Origin of the sequence: Geothrix alkalitolerans, assembly GCF_022808885.1 — a bacterium.
In the GTDB taxonomy this organism is placed as follows: domain Bacteria; phylum Acidobacteriota; class Holophagae; order Holophagales; family Holophagaceae; genus Geothrix; species Geothrix alkalitolerans.
Genome location: NZ_JAKZLE010000001.1, coordinates 54,939 through 72,448, shown reverse-complemented (window position 1 = coordinate 72,448; position 17,510 = coordinate 54,939). Strand labels below are relative to the sequence as shown.

18 protein-coding genes are annotated in these 17,510 nt (G+C 69.7%); 12 read left to right on the top strand and 6 right to left on the bottom strand.

Translation table 11 applies throughout. The features are described from left to right. Nucleotides 1-92 precede the first annotated feature (92 nt). Nucleotides 93-1,913 (top strand): RluA family pseudouridine synthase, encoded by a 1,821-nt coding sequence (locus MLJ35_RS00335; protein ID WP_243382028.1) that lies wholly within the window; start codon nucleotides 93-95, stop codon nucleotides 1,911-1,913. Nucleotides 1,914-1,947: 34 nt separating this feature from the next. Continuing rightward, on the top strand, nucleotides 1,948-2,391 hold the full coding sequence (locus tag MLJ35_RS00330) for a hypothetical protein (protein ID WP_243382026.1): 444 nt from the start codon (nucleotides 1,948-1,950) through the stop codon (nucleotides 2,389-2,391). A gap of 15 nt (nucleotides 2,392-2,406) precedes the next feature. Here the strand turns inward: MLJ35_RS00330 and MLJ35_RS00325 are convergent, their stop codons facing one another. Continuing rightward, a complete protein-coding gene (locus MLJ35_RS00325; RefSeq protein WP_243319526.1) occupies nucleotides 2,407-2,715 on the bottom strand; it encodes a 4a-hydroxytetrahydrobiopterin dehydratase in 309 nt (102 codons plus the stop codon). Between the two features lie 46 nt (nucleotides 2,716-2,761). Here MLJ35_RS00325 and MLJ35_RS00320 point away from each other — a divergent pair, with 46 nt between their 5' ends. Both MLJ35_RS00320 and MLJ35_RS15755 read left to right on the top strand, forming a co-directional pair. Continuing rightward, nucleotides 2,762-3,520, top strand: coding sequence for a 3-oxoacyl-ACP reductase family protein (locus tag MLJ35_RS00320; RefSeq protein ID WP_243382024.1), 759 nt, complete (start codon nucleotides 2,762-2,764; stop codon nucleotides 3,518-3,520). A gap of 160 nt (nucleotides 3,521-3,680) precedes the next feature. Next, complete coding sequence (locus tag MLJ35_RS15755; protein ID WP_275976276.1) at nucleotides 3,681-3,812, top strand: hypothetical protein; 132 nt, start codon at nucleotides 3,681-3,683, stop codon at nucleotides 3,810-3,812. Nucleotides 3,813-3,826: 14 nt separating this feature from the next. Here MLJ35_RS15755 and folD read toward each other — a convergent pair whose 3' ends face one another. Further along, nucleotides 3,827-4,741: a bifunctional methylenetetrahydrofolate dehydrogenase/methenyltetrahydrofolate cyclohydrolase FolD gene (gene folD / locus MLJ35_RS00315; protein ID WP_243382022.1), complete on the bottom strand. Its 915-nt coding sequence runs from the start codon at nucleotides 4,739-4,741 to the stop codon at nucleotides 3,827-3,829. Nucleotides 4,742-4,984: 243 nt separating this feature from the next. On the opposite strand from folD, the gene MLJ35_RS00310 reads away from it, so the two are divergent. The 4 genes from MLJ35_RS00310 to hppD all read left to right on the top strand — a co-directional run bounded on the left by MLJ35_RS00310 (nucleotide 4,985) and on the right by hppD (nucleotide 11,344). Continuing rightward, entirely contained in the window at nucleotides 4,985-5,554 is a 570-nt protein-coding gene (locus MLJ35_RS00310) for a ribosome maturation factor RimP (RefSeq protein WP_243319520.1), read from the top strand. A 1-nt stretch (nucleotide 5,555) separates the two neighbouring features. Next, the gene (nusA, locus tag MLJ35_RS00305) at nucleotides 5,556-6,884 is read left to right on the top strand and encodes a transcription termination factor NusA (RefSeq protein ID WP_243319517.1); all 1,329 of its coding nucleotides are present in this window, start codon (nucleotides 5,556-5,558) and stop codon (nucleotides 6,882-6,884) included. A 57-nt stretch (nucleotides 6,885-6,941) separates the two neighbouring features. Further along, entirely contained in the window at nucleotides 6,942-10,055 is a 3,114-nt protein-coding gene (gene infB, locus MLJ35_RS15750; RefSeq protein WP_275976275.1) for a translation initiation factor IF-2, read from the top strand. 179 nt (nucleotides 10,056-10,234) lie between these two features. Next, nucleotides 10,235-11,344: a 4-hydroxyphenylpyruvate dioxygenase gene (gene hppD / locus MLJ35_RS00290; RefSeq protein ID WP_243382020.1), complete on the top strand. Its 1,110-nt coding sequence runs from the start codon at nucleotides 10,235-10,237 to the stop codon at nucleotides 11,342-11,344. On the opposite strand, the gene MLJ35_RS00285 is transcribed toward hppD, so the two are convergent. Together MLJ35_RS00285 and MLJ35_RS00280 are read right to left on the bottom strand one after the other, a co-directional pair. After that, the gene (locus MLJ35_RS00285) at nucleotides 11,341-11,817 is read right to left on the bottom strand and encodes a DinB family protein (protein WP_243382017.1); all 477 of its coding nucleotides are present in this window, start codon (nucleotides 11,815-11,817) and stop codon (nucleotides 11,341-11,343) included. The two genes, hppD and MLJ35_RS00285, sit on opposite strands and share 4 nt — an antisense overlap. A 46-nt stretch (nucleotides 11,818-11,863) precedes the next feature. Further along, nucleotides 11,864-12,877: a guanosine monophosphate reductase gene (locus tag MLJ35_RS00280; protein WP_243382015.1), complete on the bottom strand. Its 1,014-nt coding sequence runs from the start codon at nucleotides 12,875-12,877 to the stop codon at nucleotides 11,864-11,866. 105 nt (nucleotides 12,878-12,982) lie between these two features. Between MLJ35_RS00280 and MLJ35_RS00275 the strand changes: the two genes are divergently transcribed. Both MLJ35_RS00275 and MLJ35_RS00270 read left to right on the top strand, forming a co-directional pair. Next, nucleotides 12,983-13,387 carry a type II secretion system protein gene (locus MLJ35_RS00275; RefSeq protein WP_243286864.1) on the top strand — a complete coding sequence of 135 codons (405 nt, stop codon included), beginning with the start codon at nucleotides 12,983-12,985 and terminating at the stop codon, nucleotides 13,385-13,387. Nucleotides 13,388-13,438: 51 nt separating this feature from the next. Then, a complete protein-coding gene (locus tag MLJ35_RS00270) occupies nucleotides 13,439-13,960 on the top strand; it encodes a DUF4149 domain-containing protein (RefSeq protein WP_243382012.1) in 522 nt (173 codons plus the stop codon). On the opposite strand, the gene MLJ35_RS00265 is transcribed toward MLJ35_RS00270, so the two are convergent. Both MLJ35_RS00265 and hflX read right to left on the bottom strand, forming a co-directional pair. After that, the gene (locus MLJ35_RS00265; protein ID WP_243382009.1) at nucleotides 13,942-14,199 is read right to left on the bottom strand and encodes an efflux RND transporter periplasmic adaptor subunit; all 258 of its coding nucleotides are present in this window, start codon (nucleotides 14,197-14,199) and stop codon (nucleotides 13,942-13,944) included. The two genes, MLJ35_RS00270 and MLJ35_RS00265, sit on opposite strands and share 19 nt — an antisense overlap. A gap of 180 nt (nucleotides 14,200-14,379) precedes the next feature. Continuing rightward, nucleotides 14,380-15,570, bottom strand: a complete 1,191-nt coding sequence (gene hflX, locus MLJ35_RS00260) for a GTPase HflX (protein ID WP_243382006.1) — start codon at nucleotides 15,568-15,570, stop codon at nucleotides 14,380-14,382. Nucleotides 15,571-15,625: 55 nt separating this feature from the next. Here hflX and MLJ35_RS00255 point away from each other — a divergent pair, with 55 nt between their 5' ends. Both MLJ35_RS00255 and MLJ35_RS00250 read left to right on the top strand, forming a co-directional pair. Further along, nucleotides 15,626-16,852 carry an ABC transporter permease gene (locus MLJ35_RS00255; RefSeq protein ID WP_243382004.1) on the top strand — a complete coding sequence of 409 codons (1,227 nt, stop codon included), beginning with the start codon at nucleotides 15,626-15,628 and terminating at the stop codon, nucleotides 16,850-16,852. Next, on the top strand, nucleotides 16,849-17,499 hold the full coding sequence (locus MLJ35_RS00250; protein WP_243319502.1) for an ABC transporter ATP-binding protein: 651 nt from the start codon (nucleotides 16,849-16,851) through the stop codon (nucleotides 17,497-17,499). The genes MLJ35_RS00255 and MLJ35_RS00250 overlap by 4 nt, the downstream gene beginning before the upstream one ends. The last annotated feature ends 11 nt before the right edge of the window (nucleotides 17,500-17,510 follow it).

The window sequence follows — 17,510 nt, the reverse complement described above, 5'->3', positions numbered from 1 at the left end:
CCCATTTTGCTAGGTGGGGAAAGCGTTTCATGGTCTTCTGGATGTCCGCTCGGCGTTGACAGTGACGGGGGGCGATGACGGAGGGCGTCGCCATGGCACGCATCGAACGGGAATGGCAGGCGGAGCAGGAGGGCGCGGCCCTGGCTTCGGAGCTGCACAAGGTGATGGTCATCAGCCACCGGCAGGCCAAGGGCTTCATCGACGGGCGCTGCGTGACGGTGAACGGTGAGACCGCCGAGAAGCACGGCCACCGGCTCAAGGCCGGGGACACGGTGAAGGTGGTCTTCGATCCCGAGCTCACCTACGAGGTGCTGCCGGCGCCGAAGAAGCTGAATTCCGGCCCCTACGAGACGCTGTGGGAGGACAACCACCTGCTCTTCGTGTTCAAGCCCGCGGGCCTGCTGACGGTGCCGGCTGAACAAGGCGGAGAGCCCAGCCTGGCGGAAGCCATCACCGAGTCCTACCGCCGCCGCGGCTTCAAGCGGTTCAACCTCTTCATCGTCCACCGCCTCGACCGCTTCACCAGCGGCGTGCTGGTCTTCGCCAAGACCCCCGAGGCCCTGCACGGCCTCAAGAAGCACTTCGAGCTGCACCGCCTCCAGCGCGTCTACTTCGCCATCCTCGTGGGCGAACTGCCGGAGAACAGCGGCACCCTGGCGGGTCACCTCATCGAGCACGCCAAGTCCCTGAAGATGTCCGTGGCCAAGGTCCGCAAGGGCCCCGGCGGCGGCAAGCGCATGCCCGCCGGCGCCAAGGAGGCCGTCACCCACTACCGCGTGATCGAGCGTCTGCCCGGTCATACCGTGGTGGAAGTGCGCCTGGAGACCGGCCGCCGCAACCAGATCCGCGTGCAGTTCGCGGACCGCGGCTTCCCCCTGCTGGGCGACCAGGTCTACGGCACCGAGAGCCCCCTGCTGGATCGCCAGGCCCTCCACGCCGAGCTGCTGGGCTTCAAGCATCCCGTCACCGAGGAGCAGGTCACGGTGACGGCCCCCATGCCCGCGGACATGGAGGCGGCCCTCAAGGCCCTGCGGAATTCCGCCCGCCTGCAGCGCGCCGCCACGGGCGCCAAGGGCGAGGAGGGCATCTTCCAGCCCACCGAGAGCCGCGACCACAAGCTCAAGCGCGTGGCCCGCGCCAAGCGGTTCGATGAGCGGGAAGCGCCCGTCCGCCCACGCCCCATCCATGGCGATGAGCGGCCCCGCCGTCCCTTCACCCCCGGTGACCGCCCGGCCCGGCCCCGCCGTGACGAGGGCGACGAGCGTCCGCGCCGCAGCTTCGGCTCCACCGAGCGCCCCGCCCGCCCGCGGCGCGACGACAGCGACGAGCGGCCCCGCCGTCCCTTCACCCCCGGCGACCGTCCGGCCCGGCCCCGCCGTGACGAGGGCGACGAGCGTCCGCGCCGCAGCTACGGCTCCACCGAGCGCCCCGCCCGCCCCCGGCGCGACGACAGCGACGAGCGGCCCCGCCGTCCCTTCACCCCCGGCGACCGTCCGGCCCGGCCCCGCCGTGAGGAGGGCGACGAGCGTCCGCGCCGCAGCTTCGGTTCCACCGAGCGCCCCGCCCGCCCCCGGCGCGACGACAGCGATGAGCGGCCCCGCCGTCCCTTCACCCCCGGCGACCGCCCGGCCCGGCCCCGCCGTGACGAGGGCGACGAACGTCCGCGCCGCAGCTTCGGTTCCGCCGAGCGCCCCGCCCGCCCGCGGCGCGACGAAGGCGACGAGCGGCCCCGCCGTCCCTTCACCCCCGGCAACCGCCCGGCCCGGCCCCGCCATGACGAGGGCGACGAGCGTCCGCGCCGCAGCTACAGCGCCACCAGCCGCCCGGCAGGCCCGCGCCGCGAAGGCCCCGGTGGACGTCCCGCAAGCAAGCTCGGTCCGCGTACCGGGAAACCCAAGCCCCGGAAGTCCTGAGGAACTGCCTCCCGACTCGGCTCACCCCTCTTCCATGCGCCTCTGCTGGCTCGGTGTCATCCTCACGCCCTTCCTGGCGGCCCAGGAGGTGGGAACTCTGGATCTGCGCACGGATCTGGGCACCGATCCCATCGTGCATCTCCGCCTCGTCCATCCCGGGTGCTGGGACAGCCTGATCCTGCACGCAGCCCCCCAGCCCCTGCGGGCCCCCCAGCGGGGTGACGCTGGGGCCACGGTGGAGGTGTGGGATCTGGCCTACCAGGACACACCTCGGCGCGAGGCCTTCAACCTCACCCTCAAGGCTTTGCGGGATCGCCTGATCCGGGCCTTTGCGGCCCCGCCGCCCAGCCACGGGAAGATCGAATTGAGCGAGCTGGTCGCGTCGGATCCCTCGAACCCCCAGCAGCTGGACCTCACCAAGGTGCAGTCCATGCAGGAGCGGTTCAATCCACCGCCCCGAACCTCACCGGCGCAGTGAGACCGTGTCTCCGGCCTAGATGTGCTCCTGGTACATCCGGTCCAGGGCCTCGGCCAAGTCCAGGTCCCGCTGGGTGACCCCGCGGCTCACATGGGTGGTGAGGACCGCCACGACCCAGCGGTAGCCGAGGGTCAGGTCCGGGTGGTGATTCACCTTCTCGGCATGCTCCGCGGCGGCCATGACGAAGCCCAGGCCTCGCGGGTAGGCGGAGAAAACATAGCGGCGCCGGAGGGTCAAGCCATGGGCATCCCCCTGCGCGACCCAGTCGGGATGCGCCTTCAGGAAGGCCTCCATGGCGTCAGGGCTGACCAGATCCTTGGACATGCTTTCCCCCATGGGGCATCCTAATCCGTTGCCCTGGAATCGCGCCATGCCCTTCAACCAGCCACCCCTGCTCGGCCGCATCGCCTTCGTCACCGGTTCCTCCCGGGGCATCGGCCGGGCCATCGCCGTGGAGTTGGCCCGATGGGGCGCGGACGTGGTGGTGCACGCCCAGAAGAACCAGGACTTGGCAGAGGCCGTGGCGGCGGAGGTCCGCGGCATGGGCCGCCGGGCCATGGCCGTGCTGGCCGACGTCCGCGTGAAGGCCGAGCTGGAAGCTGCCGCCGACCGCGTGAAGGCCGAACTGGGACCCGTGGACATCCTCGTGAACAACGCCGGGACGCGGAAGGATGGCCCCTTCATCCTCATGGGCGACGCGAAGTGGGAGGAGGTCATGGACGTGAACCTCCGGGGCACCGTGTACGCCACCAAGGCCTTTGTGCGGGGCATGATGGCCCGCAAGTGGGGGCGCGTCGTCAACATCGTGAGTCCCACCGGCATCATCGGCATGGCCGGCCAGACCAACTACGGCGCCAGCAAGGGTGCCGTCATGTCCCTCACCAAGAGCCTGGCCCGCGAGGTGGCCCCCTTCGGCGTCCTGGTGAACGCCGTGAATCCCGGGTTCATCCACACCGAGCTGACGGCAGACGTCTCGGAGGAGGCCAAGCGCGACCTCCTCGCCCCCACCATCCTCAAGCGCGAAGGCGAGCCCGAGGAGGTCGCCAGCGTCGTGGCCTTCCTCTGCTCCGACTGGGCCAGCTACATGAGCGGCCAAATCATCAACGTGGATGGCGGGCTCTGCCCGTGACCTGGAAGGCAGCCCCCGTCAACGCGCGGTTTTAGACGAAAAAGACGAACGCGAATGGCGCGAAAACGCCCTTCGGGCGCGCGAAGGACGCGAATGGGGCCCGACCCACCCCGGACATCCCTTCACGGGCGGCGGCTCCGGGCGGCTTCTGGGGGCCGCCATGGCCGCCGCCCGTGAAGCAGGTCGCGCCGTGCGCGACCTGGGGCCGAAGGCCCGGATGTCCTGCAACGAAGCGATGGACATCCTTCGCGCCCTTGCCTTTTTCTTCGCGCTCTTCGCGTTCCGCCTTTAAGCCATTCGACCCAGTTACGACAGCGCGTTGGCCGCCTGCAGGGTGTTGGTCAGCAGGCCCGCGATGGTGAGGGGGCCGACGCCGCCGGGGACGGGGGTCACGGCGGAGGCCACCTGCATGGCCTCGCCGTAGCGCACGTCGCCGCAGAGGACGGCGCCCTTGGCCATCAGAGTCTCCAGCTTCTTGGGCTCGGCGGCGAAGATACGCTCGCCCAGGACGAGGTCGTCCACGCGGTTGATGCCCACGTCCACCACCACGGCGCCCGGCTTGATCCAGGAGCCCTCCACGAGGCCCGGCTTGCCCACGGCGGCCACCAGCAGGTCCGCCTCGCGGCAGACGGCGGGCAGATCCCTGGTGCGGCTGTGGGCGATGGTCACGGTGGCGTGCTTCTCGAGCAGCATGAGGGCCATGGGCTTGCCCACGATCTCGCTGCGGCCCAGCACCACGGCCCGCAGGCCCTTCAGCTCCAGGCCATGGTGGGCCAGGAGGGACATGCAGGCGCTGGGCGTGCAGGGGCGCAGGCCCGGCAGGCCCTCCAGCAGGAGGCCCTGGTTCACCGGGTGGAAGCCGTCCACGTCCTTGGCGGGGCTGATGCGGTGCAGGGCCCGCTTGGAATCCAGGCCCTTGGGCAGGGGCAGCTGCACCAGGATCCCGTCCACCCCGGGATCGGCGTTCAGGCGGTCGATGAGGTCGTCCAGCACGGCCTGGGGCGTGTCCGCGGCCAGCCGGTGCTCCAGGGAGGTGATGCCCACCTTGGCACAGGCCGCCGACTTGTTCCGCACATAGACGTGGCTGGCGGGATCGTCGCCCACCAGCACCACGGCCAGGGCCGGGGCGCGCTTCCCTTCAGCCAGCCGGGCCTCCACGCCCTGACGAACCACCTCCAGCATGCGGTCCGCATGCGCCTTGCCGTCCAGCACCTGAGCCATGGGCCATCCTTCCCGGGTAAAAGGGGGCCCGCCAGCCCCCAATCCAGCCTACCAGCCAGCCCGCCCGTCCGAGGGCGGGCCCGCCGAGGGCCGGGGCCCGGCACCCCCGGATGCGTTCCCGGCCTTGAGAACCCTTGCACATCGCGCTAGACTCATAGGTCAATTCGGCCATGGCCTCCCGGACTCGGGTGCCAAGACTGGGTGGGTTCGGCCCACCTTTTTTGTTGTTGACCCGGAGCCTTCGTGGATCTGAAGAAAGCGCAACCCCTCCTCGAGCGTCAGCTGGCCCTGCTGGGCTACGAGCTGGTGCACCTGGAGCTGGCCCGCGAAGGCCGGGACGAGGTGCTGCGCCTCTACATCGACCACCTGGACGGCGCCACCAGCGGCCGCAGGGTCACCCTGGACGACTGCACCGCCGCCCATGAGGGCCTGCTGCTCTGGATGGACGTGGAGTTCCCCGACCTGCGGGAGAAGCTCGGGGTCGAGGTCAGCAGCCCAGGCATGGAGCGCCCCCTGGTCAAGGCCGAGCACTTCCGCCGCTTCGCAGGCCGGCTCTGCCGCGTTCAGACCGCCGCGCCCATCAACGGCCAGAAGCGCTTCAAGGGCTGGATCGGCCCCGTGGAGGGCGCCAGCGTCACCCTGGAAGAGGACGGCGTCCTCAAGAGCATTCCCCTTGAGTCCATCCAGAAGGCGCGCCTGGCGCCCTTCGATGAGGACAAGACCCCGCGGCCGAAGCACCTGGCCGCCCGTTTGACTGAAGTACCCGATGCCGATGGCGTAGAGACAAGCGCCGTCGAGGACGAGGAGGCCTGAGATGGCGAACGTGGCAACGACCTTTTTCGACAGCGTGAAGATGATCGCCGCCGAGAAGGGCATCAACGAGGAAGATGTCTTCGCGGCGGTGGAGGAAGCCCTTGCCAAGGCCGCGGACAAGTTCTTCAATGCCCAGGATTTCTACGGCAACTTCCAGGCCCAGATGGACCGGGAGACCGGCGAGTTCCACGTCTACGCCCTGAAGCAGGTGGTGGCCGAGGTCGAGGAGGAGGACCTGGAGATCAGCCTGGCGGAAGCCCAGACGCTGAACCCGGACGCGGCCGAGGGCGACACCCTCTGGCTGCCCCAGGACACCAGCCAGCTCGGCCGCATCGCCGCCCAGGCCGCCAAGCAGGTGCTGGTGCAGAAGGTCCGCGAGGCCGAACGCGAGCGCATCTTCACCGAGTTCGCCGATCGCATCGGCGAGGTGGTGGTGGCCGAGGTCAAGCGCTTCGAAAAGAGCGCCATCATCCTTGAAATCGACCGCGTCGAGGCCATGTTGCGCCGCTCCGAGGCGCTGCGCGGCGACCGCTTCGACAAGGGCCAGCGCATCAAGGTCGTCATCGTGAGCGTCGACCGCAGCGCCAAGGATCCCCAGGTGCAGGTCAGCCGCACGGATCCGCGGCTGCTCATCAAGCTCTTCGAGAACGAGGTGCCCGAGATCCACGACGGCACCGTGGTCATCCGCAACTGCGTGCGCGAGGCCGGCGACCGCGCCAAGGTGGCCGTCCACAGCCTCGATCCGGATGTCGATCCCGTGGGCGCCTGCGTGGGCCTCAAGGGCAGCCGCGTGCAGGCCATCATCCGCGAGCTGAAGAACGAGAAGATCGACATCGTGCGCTTCTCGGATGACGCGGCCCAGTTCATCGCCAACGCCCTGAACCCCGCCAAGTCCATCCGGGTGAACCTGGTGGACCCCGAGGCCCACCGGGTCGAGGTGGTGGTGGACGACGAGCAGCTCAGCGTCGCCATCGGCAAGCGGGGCCAGAACGTCCGCCTGGCCGCCAAGCTCACGGGCTGGAACATCGACGTCCGCAGCGAGGCCGACAAGCGCCGCGAGGCCGAAGTCGCCATGGGCCTGGCCCTCCCGGAGATGGGCGCCGAGGCGGCCCCCGCCGCCGAAGCCGCCGCCCCCGCCTCCACCCTGCTGGACGAGATCCAGGCCGAGGGGCTGGACGCCGCCCTCGCCGACCGACTGGCCGCCGCGGGCTATTCCGATGCCAAATCCCTTTACACTGTCACTGCCGAGCAGCTCATGCAGGTGGAAGGCATGGATCAGGATCTGGCCTTCCGTCTCATCGATGCCGTGCAGGCGTACTTCGGGGAGTAGGCTGTAGTCCTGCAGCCCTTCCCGTTTCCCACCCCCAGGCCGAGGTAATCCCCTTACATGCTGCGTATCAACCAACTCGCCAAAGAGCTCGGAGTCGCCAACCAGGAGGTCATCGAGGCCTGCGAGAAGCGTCTGGGCCTCCAAGGGAAGAGCCACAGCTCCAACCTCACCGATGACCAGGCGGACCAGCTGCGCCGGGCCTTCCAGGGCAAGCACAAGGGAGAGAGCGACGCGCCCCCCCTCGCGCTGCACAAGCCCTCCGCCGCCGTGAAGGTGGTGAAGGGGCCCGCTCCGGTCTCCCCCCGTCCCGAGCCCCCGGTCGAGGCCCCCAAGGCCGCGCCTGCCGTGCTGGTGAAGAAGGCCGAGCCGAAGCCTGAAGCCCGGCCCGAGCCCCAGCCCGAACCGAGCCTCGAGCCGCAGGCGTCGGCCCCTGCCGCCACGCCCGCAGCCACGCCCGCCCCCCAGACGAAGTCGGCCGAGCCCACCCCGGTTCCGGTGCCCGCTCCGGCCGCGCCCGCAGCTCCGGCCGTCACGGCTCCGGCCGCCGCGCCAGCCCCAGCCGAGGCCCAGACGGCCCAGGCAGAGGCGCCGAAGGAGACCTTCTCCCGCCTGAAGGTGTCCACGGGCGCCGCGCCCGCCCCTCGCGAAGAGAAGCCTGCCCGCTACATCCAGCTTCCGCCCACCCGGCCCGCGGGCGCCCCGGCGCCCCAGCGTCCGGCCCAGCCCTCCGCGGCCCAGGGCTCCGGTCCCCGCCCCGAAGCGGGCGCCCGGCCCATTGTCCAGCGGCCCGGCCAGGCCCCCGCGCCTCGGGACGTCCAGCGCTCCGGCATGCCCCAGAAGGAGAAGGCCGTTCTCCAGATGGCCACCAACACGGGCCGCGGCGAGGTGCGCCACGACGCCCCCGCCCCCGTGACCCCCAGCCGGCGTCCCTACATTCCGCCCGCCATCACCGAGCTGCGCCCGGACCAGGGCTTCAGCCGCATCAAGACCTCGGACACCCCGGCCCCGGCGCCCCGGTCCACGGAACCTGCCCGCTACATCCAGCTGCCCCAGGCGCGCCCTGCGCCCGGCAGCCGCCCCAGCGGCCCCGGCGGTCGTCCGGGCGGTCCCGGCAGCCGTCCCGGCGGTCCCGGCCGTCCTGGCATGGGTCCCCGTCCCGGCGGCCCCGGCCGTCCCGGCATGGGCTCCCGCCCCGGCGGCCCCGGTCGCGGCCCCTCCATCCCGGCCTCGGGCCCCATCGACCCCAACAGCCAGAAGGGCCCCGGTCGCGGCGCCCACGTGGGCGGAAAGAAGAAGAAGGGCGGCTACGTCCGGAGCAAGGAGGAGGAACTCGACCTCAAGCTCCGCCAGCCCCGCTCCCGCGCCCAGCAGGTCGCCAGCGAGTACATCGAGGAGGAGATCGGCATCGTCATGCTCTCCGAAGGCGTGACGGTCAAGGAACTCGCCGAGAAGTGCAATCGGCCCGCCAAGGATGTGGTCGCCAAGCTGCTCCATCGGGGCATCTTCGCCACCATCAACCAGCCCCTCGACACCGAGATGGCCAAGGACATCGCCCGCGAGTTCGGCTACCTGGCCGACATCGTCTCCTTCGAGGAGGACGTGCAGATCGCCGCGGATGAGTCCGGCGAGGTGGCGGGCGAGAAGCTGTCCCGTCCCCCGGTCGTCACCATCATGGGCCACGTCGACCACGGCAAGACCTCGCTGCTCGACGCCATCCGCAAGACCAAGGTGGCCGCGGGCGAAGCCGGCGGCATCACGCAGCACGTGGGCGCCTACCACGTGGCCGTGAAGGACCCGAACACCGGCGAGAAGCGCAAGGTGGTCTTCCTCGACACGCCGGGCCACGAGGCGTTCACCAAGATGCGCGCCCGGGGCGCCAAGGTCACGGACATCGCTGTCCTGGTGGTGGCCGCCGACGACGGCGTCATGCCCCAGACCGTGGAGTCCATCAACCACGCCAAGGCCGCGGACGTCCCCCTGGTCGTCGCCATCAACAAGATCGACAAGCCCGGCGCCAATCCGGACAAGGTCCAGCAGGGCCTGCTCCAGTACGGCGTCCAGACCGAGGCCTACGGCGGCGACGTGCCGGCCGTCCTCGTCAGCGCCAAGACCCAGCAGGGCCTCGATGACCTGCTCGAGACGCTGCTCCTCGTGGCGGACCTCAAGGAGCTGAAGGCCGTCTACGACTGCCCGGCCGCCGGGTCCATCATCGAAGGCCGCCTGGACCGGGGCCGCGGCCCCGTGGCCACCGTGCTCGTGCAGCGCGGCACTCTGAAGGCCGGCGACATCTTCGTGGCCGGCGCCACCATGGGCCGCGTCCGCGCCATGTTCGACTACCTGGGCCAGCGCGTCACCGAGGCCGAGCCGTCCACCGCGGTGCAGATTCTCGGCTTCGAGGAAGTGCCCAGCGCCGGCGACAACTTCCAGGTGGTGGAGGACGAGGGCAAGGCCCGCACCATCGTCTCCTTCCGCCAGGAGAAGGCCAAGCAGGCGGCCCAGCAGAAGCAGCGCGCCACGCTGGAGACCCTGTTCAGCACCCTCAAGGACGGCCAGGTCAAGGAACTGCCCCTCATCATCAAGGCGGACACCCAGGGCTCGGTCGAATCGCTGGTGGGCCAGCTGGAGCGTCTCAGCACCGAGAAGGTCCGGGTGCGCATCATCCACAGCGCCGCCGGCACCGTCACCGAGAACGACGTGCTCCTCGCCGAGGCCTCCAAGGCCACCATCATCGGCTTCCAGACCCGGGCCGAGAAGAAGACCGAGGAGCTCGCCCACGAGGAGGGCGTGGACCTGCGCTTCCACGACATCATCTACAAGGTCACGGAGGAGGTCGAGCAGGCCATGGTCGGCATGCTGGACGCCACCGAGAAGGAGACTGTCCACGGCCAGGCCGAGGTTCGCCAGCTCTTCAAGATCGGCAAGGCCGTCATCGCCGGGTCCTTCGTCACCGAGGGCAAGGTCCAGAAGGCGAACAAGGTCCGCGTGAAGCGCGGCGAGGAGGTCCTCTTCGAGGGCGGCATCAAGAACCTCAAGCGCTTCAAGGAGGACGTGACCGAGGTGAAGAACGGCCTCGACTGCGGCATCTCCCTCGACGGCTTCGACGAGCTGAAGGAAGGGGACATCCTCGAGTTCTTCAGCAAGGAGAAGGTGATCGCGACGTCACTGAGTTGAGGCGATCCGCGCTTCGCGCAGATCGGAAACGGGCCCGCTTTGCGGGCCCGTTTTTATTGATTTCCATAATTGACTCAATGGTGTTTAAATATTGAATACATTGGGGTAAACATCATTTATGTGACCCCCGTCACGCTCCCCCGGGCCCAGACTGGGCGGTCTGCTCCGATGAGGTTTCCATGCCCGCTCCCAGCTTCGCCCTGACCGCCCCCTCCAACCGGAAACCCGGCGGCAATCCCATGGGGCTGCAGCGCATCGACCACTTCCAGCTGACCGGCTCCGTCGAGCGCCTGGAACCCCTCTACCGCGGTCTGGGGTTCGCCCGCGTGGCCAGCGGATCCCACGCCTGGGGACGGATGGTCCACCTGCGCCAGCAGCGCATGGACATCCTCATCTTCGAGGCCATGGCTTCTCATCCGGCCGGCCGCTACGCCCAGGCGCACGGAGAGGGCGTCTGCGCGCTGAATTTCCTGGTGGACGACCTCGACGTGGCCATGGCCCAGGCCCGCGCCCAGGGCGCCCGCGTCATGCGAGAGCCCGAGACGCACACCCTGGGCGACGGCACACTCCGCTTCGCGGCCATCCAGGGCGTGGGCGACGTCTGGAACTTCCTGGTGGAACGAACAGGCAACCTGGCCTCCTTCTGGCCCGGGCTCGCGCCCGACCCGGCCCCGGCCTTCTGCGATCCCGGCCTGGTGCGCGTCGATCACCTCACCAACAACGTGGGCCCTGCCGAGATGGATGCCCTGGTGGACTTCTACGAGCGCGTCTACGGCTTCGTCGTCACCCGCGAGTTCCACATCCGCGGCGCCCTGGGCACGGGCCTCGACTCCAAGGTGGTCCAGAGCGCCAACAACCAGGTGATCATCCCCATCAACCAGCCCACGGACGAGAAGAGCCAGGTCCAGGAGTACGTGAACCGCCACAAGGGCCAGGGCGTGCAGCACATCGCCCTCTCCTCCAACGACATCTTCCACACCCTGCGCACCCTGCGGGACCAGGGGTTCAAGTTCCTGCGGGTTCCCGACACCTACTACGAGCTGCTGCCGGGGCGCATCGCGGCGAGCGGCTACACCGTGCGGGAGGATCTGGCCACCGTGCAGGAACTGGGCGTCCAGATCGACGGCGACGAGACCGGCTACCTCCTGCAGATCTTCACCGAGGACCAGATCGGTCCGCTGTTCTTCGAGATCATCCAGCGGCGGGGGAACATGGGCTTCGGCGAGGGCAACTTCCAGGCCCTGTACGACTCCATTGAATTGGATCAGAAGAAGAGGGGCGTGCTCTAACGCGGCGTCCCCAGCCGCTTGATGAGCTGGATCTGGCCCCCATGGTGGAGGTCGTGGGCGGCGGTGCCAAGGATGAGGTCGCGGATCCGGTACTGGGCCTTGGCGGAGGGGCGGTCCAGATCGGCGGGGTCCAGCGCGGCCACGGCGGCGCGCAGGTCCCGGTGCATGCGATCCAGCAAGGCCAGGTCCACCTTCCACTGGGTCGCATCGGCGTCCCCCCGCGGGAACCAGTTCGACCCCTTGAGGGGGAAGGCACCCCGAGGGAGGTCGGCCAGCTGGCGCAGCACGGCGTACTTCCAGTAGGCCAGGTGGACCACCAGCTCCTGGATGGAGGGCCGGCCGGGGGCCGGGCGTCGGGAGGCGGCCTCCGCGTCCAGCCCGCGCACCGCGCCCTTCAGGTTCGACCCGTGCCAGGACTTGCGGTCGTAGGCCTGGTCGAGGCTCAGGAGAATCAGCTCGATCTCGCGGGACACGTCACCTCCAGGCAAGGTGCCCCCAGCATGCCAGCCCCCTGGCGCCTCAGCGCAGCGTCTTGTGGGGCAGCCCCTCAACCCATCCGGCGGGGGAGACCTGCACGTAGTTGAGCTTCCGCTGGAGCTCGCGGATGGTGTTCGCGCCGGCATAGGTCAGGCCCGAGCGCAGGCCGCCCACGATATCGGCGAGGATCTCCTCCTCGTCTTCGCGATAGGGGACCTCGGTGGCCACGCCCTCCGCGGTCTTCCAGCCGGTGAGCCCGCCCAGGTGGTCGTCGGCCACCTCCTGGCTGGCCATGCCCCGGTACACCTTGCGGGTCGGCGTTCCCGCGGCGTCCAGGAGCGGCTCGCCCGGCGTGGGGCGCGTTCCGGCCAGCATGCCGCCGATCATCACGAAGTCCGCGCCGAAGGCCAGGGCCTTCACGACGTCTCCCGGGGTGCGGATGCCCCCGTCGGCCACGATGGAGCGGTCCGCCCGGGAACACTCCTTGATGGCCGTGAGCTGGGGCACGCCGAAGCCGGTCTTGATGCGCGTGGTGCAGACGCTGCCGGGGCCGATGCCCACCTTCACGATGTCGGCCTTCACGCTGGCCAGGTAGTCCGCCCCGGCATAGGTGGCCACGTTCCCCGCCATGATGCATTCGTTCGGCAGGATGGCCCGCATGCGCTTGACCATCTTGCCGACGTACTTGGCGTGGCCGTGGGCCACGTCCACGCAGAAGTACTGGGCCCCGGCGTCCCGGAGGGCCTCCACCCGCTCCATCTCCGCCTCGGCGGTGCCCACGGAGACGAAGGTGGGGAAGCGGCAGCGCCGGAACATGGCGACGTTCTCCTCCACGGACATGAACCGGTGGAGGACGCCCATGCCGCCCCGCTCGCCGATGAAGTCGGCCATGGCCTCCTCGGTCACCGTGTCCATGTTCGCCGTCAGGACGGGCAGCTCCAGCCGGAGCCTCCCGGTCTTGTCGGTCATGCTGATGTCCACGATCCGCCGGGACTCGTGATGGTTGTAGGCCGGAATGAGGAGAACGTCGTCGAAGGTGATGGCGGTTTCGGGCATGGGGCCCCCTTCCGGACGGGCCCAGCATACGTCGATCCTGCCGTCCGGGCCCGGGCAATCCCGCAACCGCCCCCCGGCCGGCCTGGGCTGCGCTAAGGTAATGCCATGCGCCTCGTCCCCTCCCGCCAGCGCGGGTTCACCCTGATGGAACTGCTGGTCGTCATGACCATCCTGGCCCTCCTGGCCACGATCGGTCTGGTGGGCTACCGGTACAAGACGACCGTGGCCCGTGAGGCCGTCCTCAAGGAGAACCTGTTCCAGATCAACCACGCCCTCGAGCAGTACCGGGCGGATCGCGGCAAGTACCCCTCGAGCCTGGCGCCCCTCCGGGAGCTGGGCTACCTGCGGGACATCCCCTGGGATCCCATGACCCAGTCCCGGGACACCTGGCAGCTCGAAACAGAGCCCCCGGATCCCGACAATCCTGATGCCGACCTGGGCGTGTGGCGCGTCCGCAGCGGCTCCGCCGACAAGAGCCCCACCAACCAGATCCCCTACAACGAGTGGTAGGGCAATCCTCAGGCTCCAGTCCTCAGTCCTCAGCTTCCAGCCCGGGAACCCATGAGCCCCAGCACCCTGCACCGCCTCGACCGCATCACCACCGCCCTCCTGCTGCTCTGGGCGGGCGCCGCGCTGGGCTTCGGCGTGTTCTCCGCGCCGGTCTTCTTCCATGAGCTGCCCAGCCGCGACGTGGCGGGCCATATCGCCGGCCTCATCCTTGGCCGCCTGGACTGGGCCGCCTGGACGGTCTTCGGCCTGGCGGGACTGAGCTGGGGCGCTCGGTGGATCGCCGAAGTGAAGGAGGACCTCATCGGCCCCATCCGCCTCTGGAGCGCCGCCTGGCTGGTGGCCATGCTCATGTGCCTGGCCAGCACCTTCGTGGTGACGCCCAAGGTCCGGGCCATCCGGGCCCGCATCGACGCGCCCATCGAGACGCTGGCGCCGGAGCATGCGGACCGCGTGGCCTACAACAAGGCCCACAGCCTCAGCCGCAACCTCTTCTTCCTGCGCATCCTGCTGGCTCTGGGCCTGGCGGCCACCGTGGGGAGGCTCCCCCGGAAGGGTCAGGCCCCCTCGGCCTGAACGCAGTCCCCATCCGTCTGGCCGAGGGGCGGATTCAGCCCCACCGTGCCCCCGGGGTGGAGGGCCTGGAAGCGCACCCAGCCATCGGCCTGCATGATGCCCGCCGGGGGTTTGCCCTCCCGCGGGACCACGGCCTCGGCAGGCACCGCGAAGCGGCTCACGGCGGCAACCCTCAGCGCCACATGGACGAAGCCTCCCGCCGGGAAGGCCCGGTCCCGGTTGGCAAGGTCGGCCTCCACCAGCAGGGTGCGGGTCCGGCGCTTCTGCGTTCAAAGAATGAGATCGCCTGATGAACGGCAAGCCTCAACCACAAAAGAGGAACGTGACATACGCGAAGGGAACTCGACTCATCCCGGACACCCCTTCGCGCGCTTCGCGTTGGCCTTTCGGCCTCCTTTGGAACTGAACGCACCCTGGAATCAGACCGCCGGAGCGGGGTCCGGCAGCTCCCAGTCCTCCAGTTCCCGGGGCTTGGGCGGACCGGGGATCAGCTCCCGGAGCCAGGCGCGGATCTCGGGAATCCCTGTGCTGTGGAGGGCGCAAGCCTGGACGGCCCCCGGGTGCCGCTTCTTCAGGTCCAGCTTCTGGGGCCGGTGCAGGCGGTCCACCTGGTTCAGCACCAGCAGGCGGGGCTGGGCGTCACCGTCTTCGGGGGCGCAGCCGATCTCCCGCAGGGTGGCGCCCACCACCTTGAGGTGATCCTCCAGGTCGGGGTGGGCGGCGTCGGCCACCACCAGTAGGGCGTCCGCCGTACGGACCTCGCCCAGGGTGCTGCGGAAGGCCGCCACCAGCTGGTGGGGCAGCTTGCGGATGAAGCCCACGGTGTCGGCCACCAGGCAGTGCTTGGGTTCCAGGCTGCCCTCCCCGGTCCCGGGGTCGAAGTCCTGGCCCAGCCAGGCCTTGCGGGTGGTGGTGTCGAGGGTGGCGAAGAGCAGGTCCCGCGGCTCGCCTTCGCCCGTCAGCGCCTTCAGGAGGGTGGTCTTGCCGGCGTTGGTGTAGCCCACCAGGGCCACCCGGGGCAGGCCCTGGGGCCGGCCCTGGCGCTGGGTCTCCCGCACCCGCTCCAGGTGGGTGAGCTCGCGCTTGAGCTGGCTGATGCGGGTGCGGATCATGCGGCGGTCCACCTCGATCTGGGTCTCGCCGGGGCCCCCGCGGACCCCCACGCCGCCCACCTGGCGCTCCAGGTGGGTCCAGGCCCCCTTGAGGCGGGGCAGCTCGTACTCCAGCCGGGCCAGCTCCACCTGGGCCTTGGCCTCCCGGGTCTGGGCCCGCTGCTCGAAGATGCTGAGGATGAGGCCCGTGCGGTCGAGGCAGGTGAGGTTCGTGAGCTTCTCGATGGCGTTCACCTGGCTGCCGCTCAGCTCGTCGTCGCAGATGAGGTGGCGCACGCCCTGCCGGGCGGCCTCGTCCGCCAGGGCCTGGAGCTGGCCGGAGCCGTAGAAGGTGCGGGGGGCGATCTGGGGCCGCTTCAGGCGGCGGTGGGCCCAGACCTCGAAGCCGCAGCTGCGGGCCAGCTCCACCAGCTCCAGCAGGTGGTCCTCGATGCGGTCCTCCCGGTCCTCGGGGCCCTGGCGGGCGATGAGCAGACAGCGGAGCGGGGTTTCGGCCATGAGCCAAAGCTGCCGTGCCCGAGGGCAAGAATCAAGTCCCGGCTACCCTGGTGGCATGGCCCTGTTTGAACGCACCATCGCCGACCGCTACCTGAAGACCCACCGGAAGGGGGCCTTCGTGCGGATCATGGTCATCCTCACCCGCTTCGGGACAGCCCTGGGCGTCTTCGCCATGGTGGTGACCCTGGCCCTGATGAATGGCATCCGCGAGGAGATCCAGGCCACCCTCTACAGCGCCACGGCCCACTTCACGGTGTATCACCTGGCCGGTGATATACCTGACACCGAGGGGGCCTTGAGGACCATCCGTGCGGTGCCCGGCGTCCAGGCCGTCTCGCCCATCCGGTTGGAGAAGGGCCTGCTGCGGCGCACGGACAGCGACATGCCTCCGGAGCCCGTGATCATCAAGGCCGTGGATCCCGCAACAGCCCACGGGACGTCCAGCATCTTCGATTCCATGAAGCCCATCCCGGTAGAGCAGTTGAAGGAGGGCGAGATCGTGCTGGGCAAGGAGCTGGCCCAGCGCCTCAGCCTGAAAGTCGGCGACACGGTGGCCCTGGCTTTCTTTCGCTTGGAACTTGGACTAGGCGGGCAGCAACCCAAGGTGGCGGCCTTCCGGGTTGCGGGCACCTTCTACAGCCACAGCTCCGAATACGACAAGGCCTGGGCCTTCATCCATCTGGCGGACGCCATGCGGATCGCCCGGTCCGACGGCCGGGCTGAGATGATCGAAGTGCGTGCCCAAGGCATCAACCTCATCGATGAAGTGAAAACCCGAGTGCTCGAGACCCTGGGCCCTGGCTACATGGCCACCGACCTGCGGGAGTCCAACAAGACGCTCTTTGCCGCGCTGGCCTTAGAAAAATGGGGATTCGCCGCCGTATTCGGCCTCATCGTGCTGGTGGCCGCCTTCAACATCGTGGCCTCCCTGGTCCTCCTGGTGACGGAGAAGCGCCGGGACCTGGGCGTGCTGCTGGCCCTGGGCGCCACGCCGCAGCAGATCCAGCGGCTCTTCGAGCTGCAGGGCCTGCGCATCGGCGCCGTTGGCACCGCCTGGGGCCTGGGCGTCAGCGTGCCGCTGTGCCTCATCCTCGACCACTGGAGGCTCCTGAAGCTGCCCGCCGCGGTCTACGACTTCATCACCTACATGCCCTTCCGGCTCAAGGTGCTGGATGTCGTGCTGGTGGCCGTCTTCCCCCTGCTGGTCTCCTGGCTGGCCGCGCGCTACCCCGCCAAGAAGGCCGCGGCCCTGGACCCCGTCGACGCGCTGAGGGCCGAATGATCGGAGAACCCCTTTCCATCCGGGACCTGCACAAGACCTACCCCGGCAATGCCCATCCGGTCTTCGACGGCTTCTCCCTCGACGTCGAGGCCGGCAGCCTCTGCGCCGTGGTGGGCGTCTCCGGCGTGGGCAAGACCACGCTCCTGAACTGCGTGGCCGGGCTCGACCACTGGGAGGGCGGCAGCATCGCCGTGGGCGGCGGCCCCGTGCCCGCGGGCGCCGAGGCCCGGGCCCTCTACCGCCGCCGCCGGGTGGGCCTGGCCTTCCAGCAGCCCCACCTGCTGCCGGAGTTCACGGTGCGGGAGAACCTCCGCATGCCCCTGCTCATCGACGGCGACGGATCGGCCGAGGCCGAGGCCTGGATCGGACAGCTGCTGTCCACCGTGGGCCTGGGCGATCTCGGCGAGCGGCTGCCCGGCCAGCTCTCCGGCGGTCAGGCCGCCCGGGCAGGCTTGGCCCGCGCCCTGGTGCGCAAGCCCGCCCTCTGGCTGCTGGACGAGCCCACGGGCAACCTGGACCCCGCCACGGCCGAGGAGGTATTTGGCTTCCTGATGGACCTCCATGCCGAGCTGCGACCCACCACCCTGCTGGTCACCCACAACCCGGGCCTGGCGGAACGCTGCATGCGGACGGTGCGGCTCGGGTGAGCCGAGGCGGG

Bases quoted from the DNA above. Each gene is read 5' to 3' on its own strand.
- MLJ35_RS00320 (WP_243382024.1), top strand. From the start codon at position 2,762: ATGCCCTTCAACCAGCCACCCCTGCTCGGCCGCATCGCCTTCGTCACC.
- hppD (WP_243382020.1), top strand. From the start codon at position 10,235: ATGCCCGCTCCCAGCTTCGCCCTGACCGCCCCCTCCAACCGGAAACCC.
- MLJ35_RS15755 (WP_275976276.1), top strand. From the start codon at position 3,681: ATGGCCGCCGCCCGTGAAGCAGGTCGCGCCGTGCGCGACCTGGGGCCG.
- infB (WP_275976275.1), top strand. From the start codon at position 6,942: ATGCTGCGTATCAACCAACTCGCCAAAGAGCTCGGAGTCGCCAACCAG.
- MLJ35_RS00335 (WP_243382028.1), top strand. From the start codon at position 93: ATGGCACGCATCGAACGGGAATGGCAGGCGGAGCAGGAGGGCGCGGCC.
- MLJ35_RS00270 (WP_243382012.1), top strand. From the start codon at position 13,439: ATGAGCCCCAGCACCCTGCACCGCCTCGACCGCATCACCACCGCCCTC.
- MLJ35_RS00280 (WP_243382015.1), bottom strand. From the start codon at position 12,877: ATGCCCGAAACCGCCATCACCTTCGACGACGTTCTCCTCATTCCGGCC.
- MLJ35_RS00330 (WP_243382026.1), top strand. From the start codon at position 1,948: ATGCGCCTCTGCTGGCTCGGTGTCATCCTCACGCCCTTCCTGGCGGCC.
- MLJ35_RS00275 (WP_243286864.1), top strand. From the start codon at position 12,983: ATGCGCCTCGTCCCCTCCCGCCAGCGCGGGTTCACCCTGATGGAACTG.
- MLJ35_RS00255 (WP_243382004.1), top strand. From the start codon at position 15,626: ATGGCCCTGTTTGAACGCACCATCGCCGACCGCTACCTGAAGACCCAC.
- MLJ35_RS00250 (WP_243319502.1), top strand. From the start codon at position 16,849: ATGATCGGAGAACCCCTTTCCATCCGGGACCTGCACAAGACCTACCCC.
- MLJ35_RS00325 (WP_243319526.1), bottom strand. From the start codon at position 2,715: ATGTCCAAGGATCTGGTCAGCCCTGACGCCATGGAGGCCTTCCTGAAG.
- hflX (WP_243382006.1), bottom strand. From the start codon at position 15,570: ATGGCCGAAACCCCGCTCCGCTGTCTGCTCATCGCCCGCCAGGGCCCC.
- nusA (WP_243319517.1), top strand. From the start codon at position 5,556: ATGGCGAACGTGGCAACGACCTTTTTCGACAGCGTGAAGATGATCGCC.
- folD (WP_243382022.1), bottom strand. From the start codon at position 4,741: ATGGCTCAGGTGCTGGACGGCAAGGCGCATGCGGACCGCATGCTGGAG.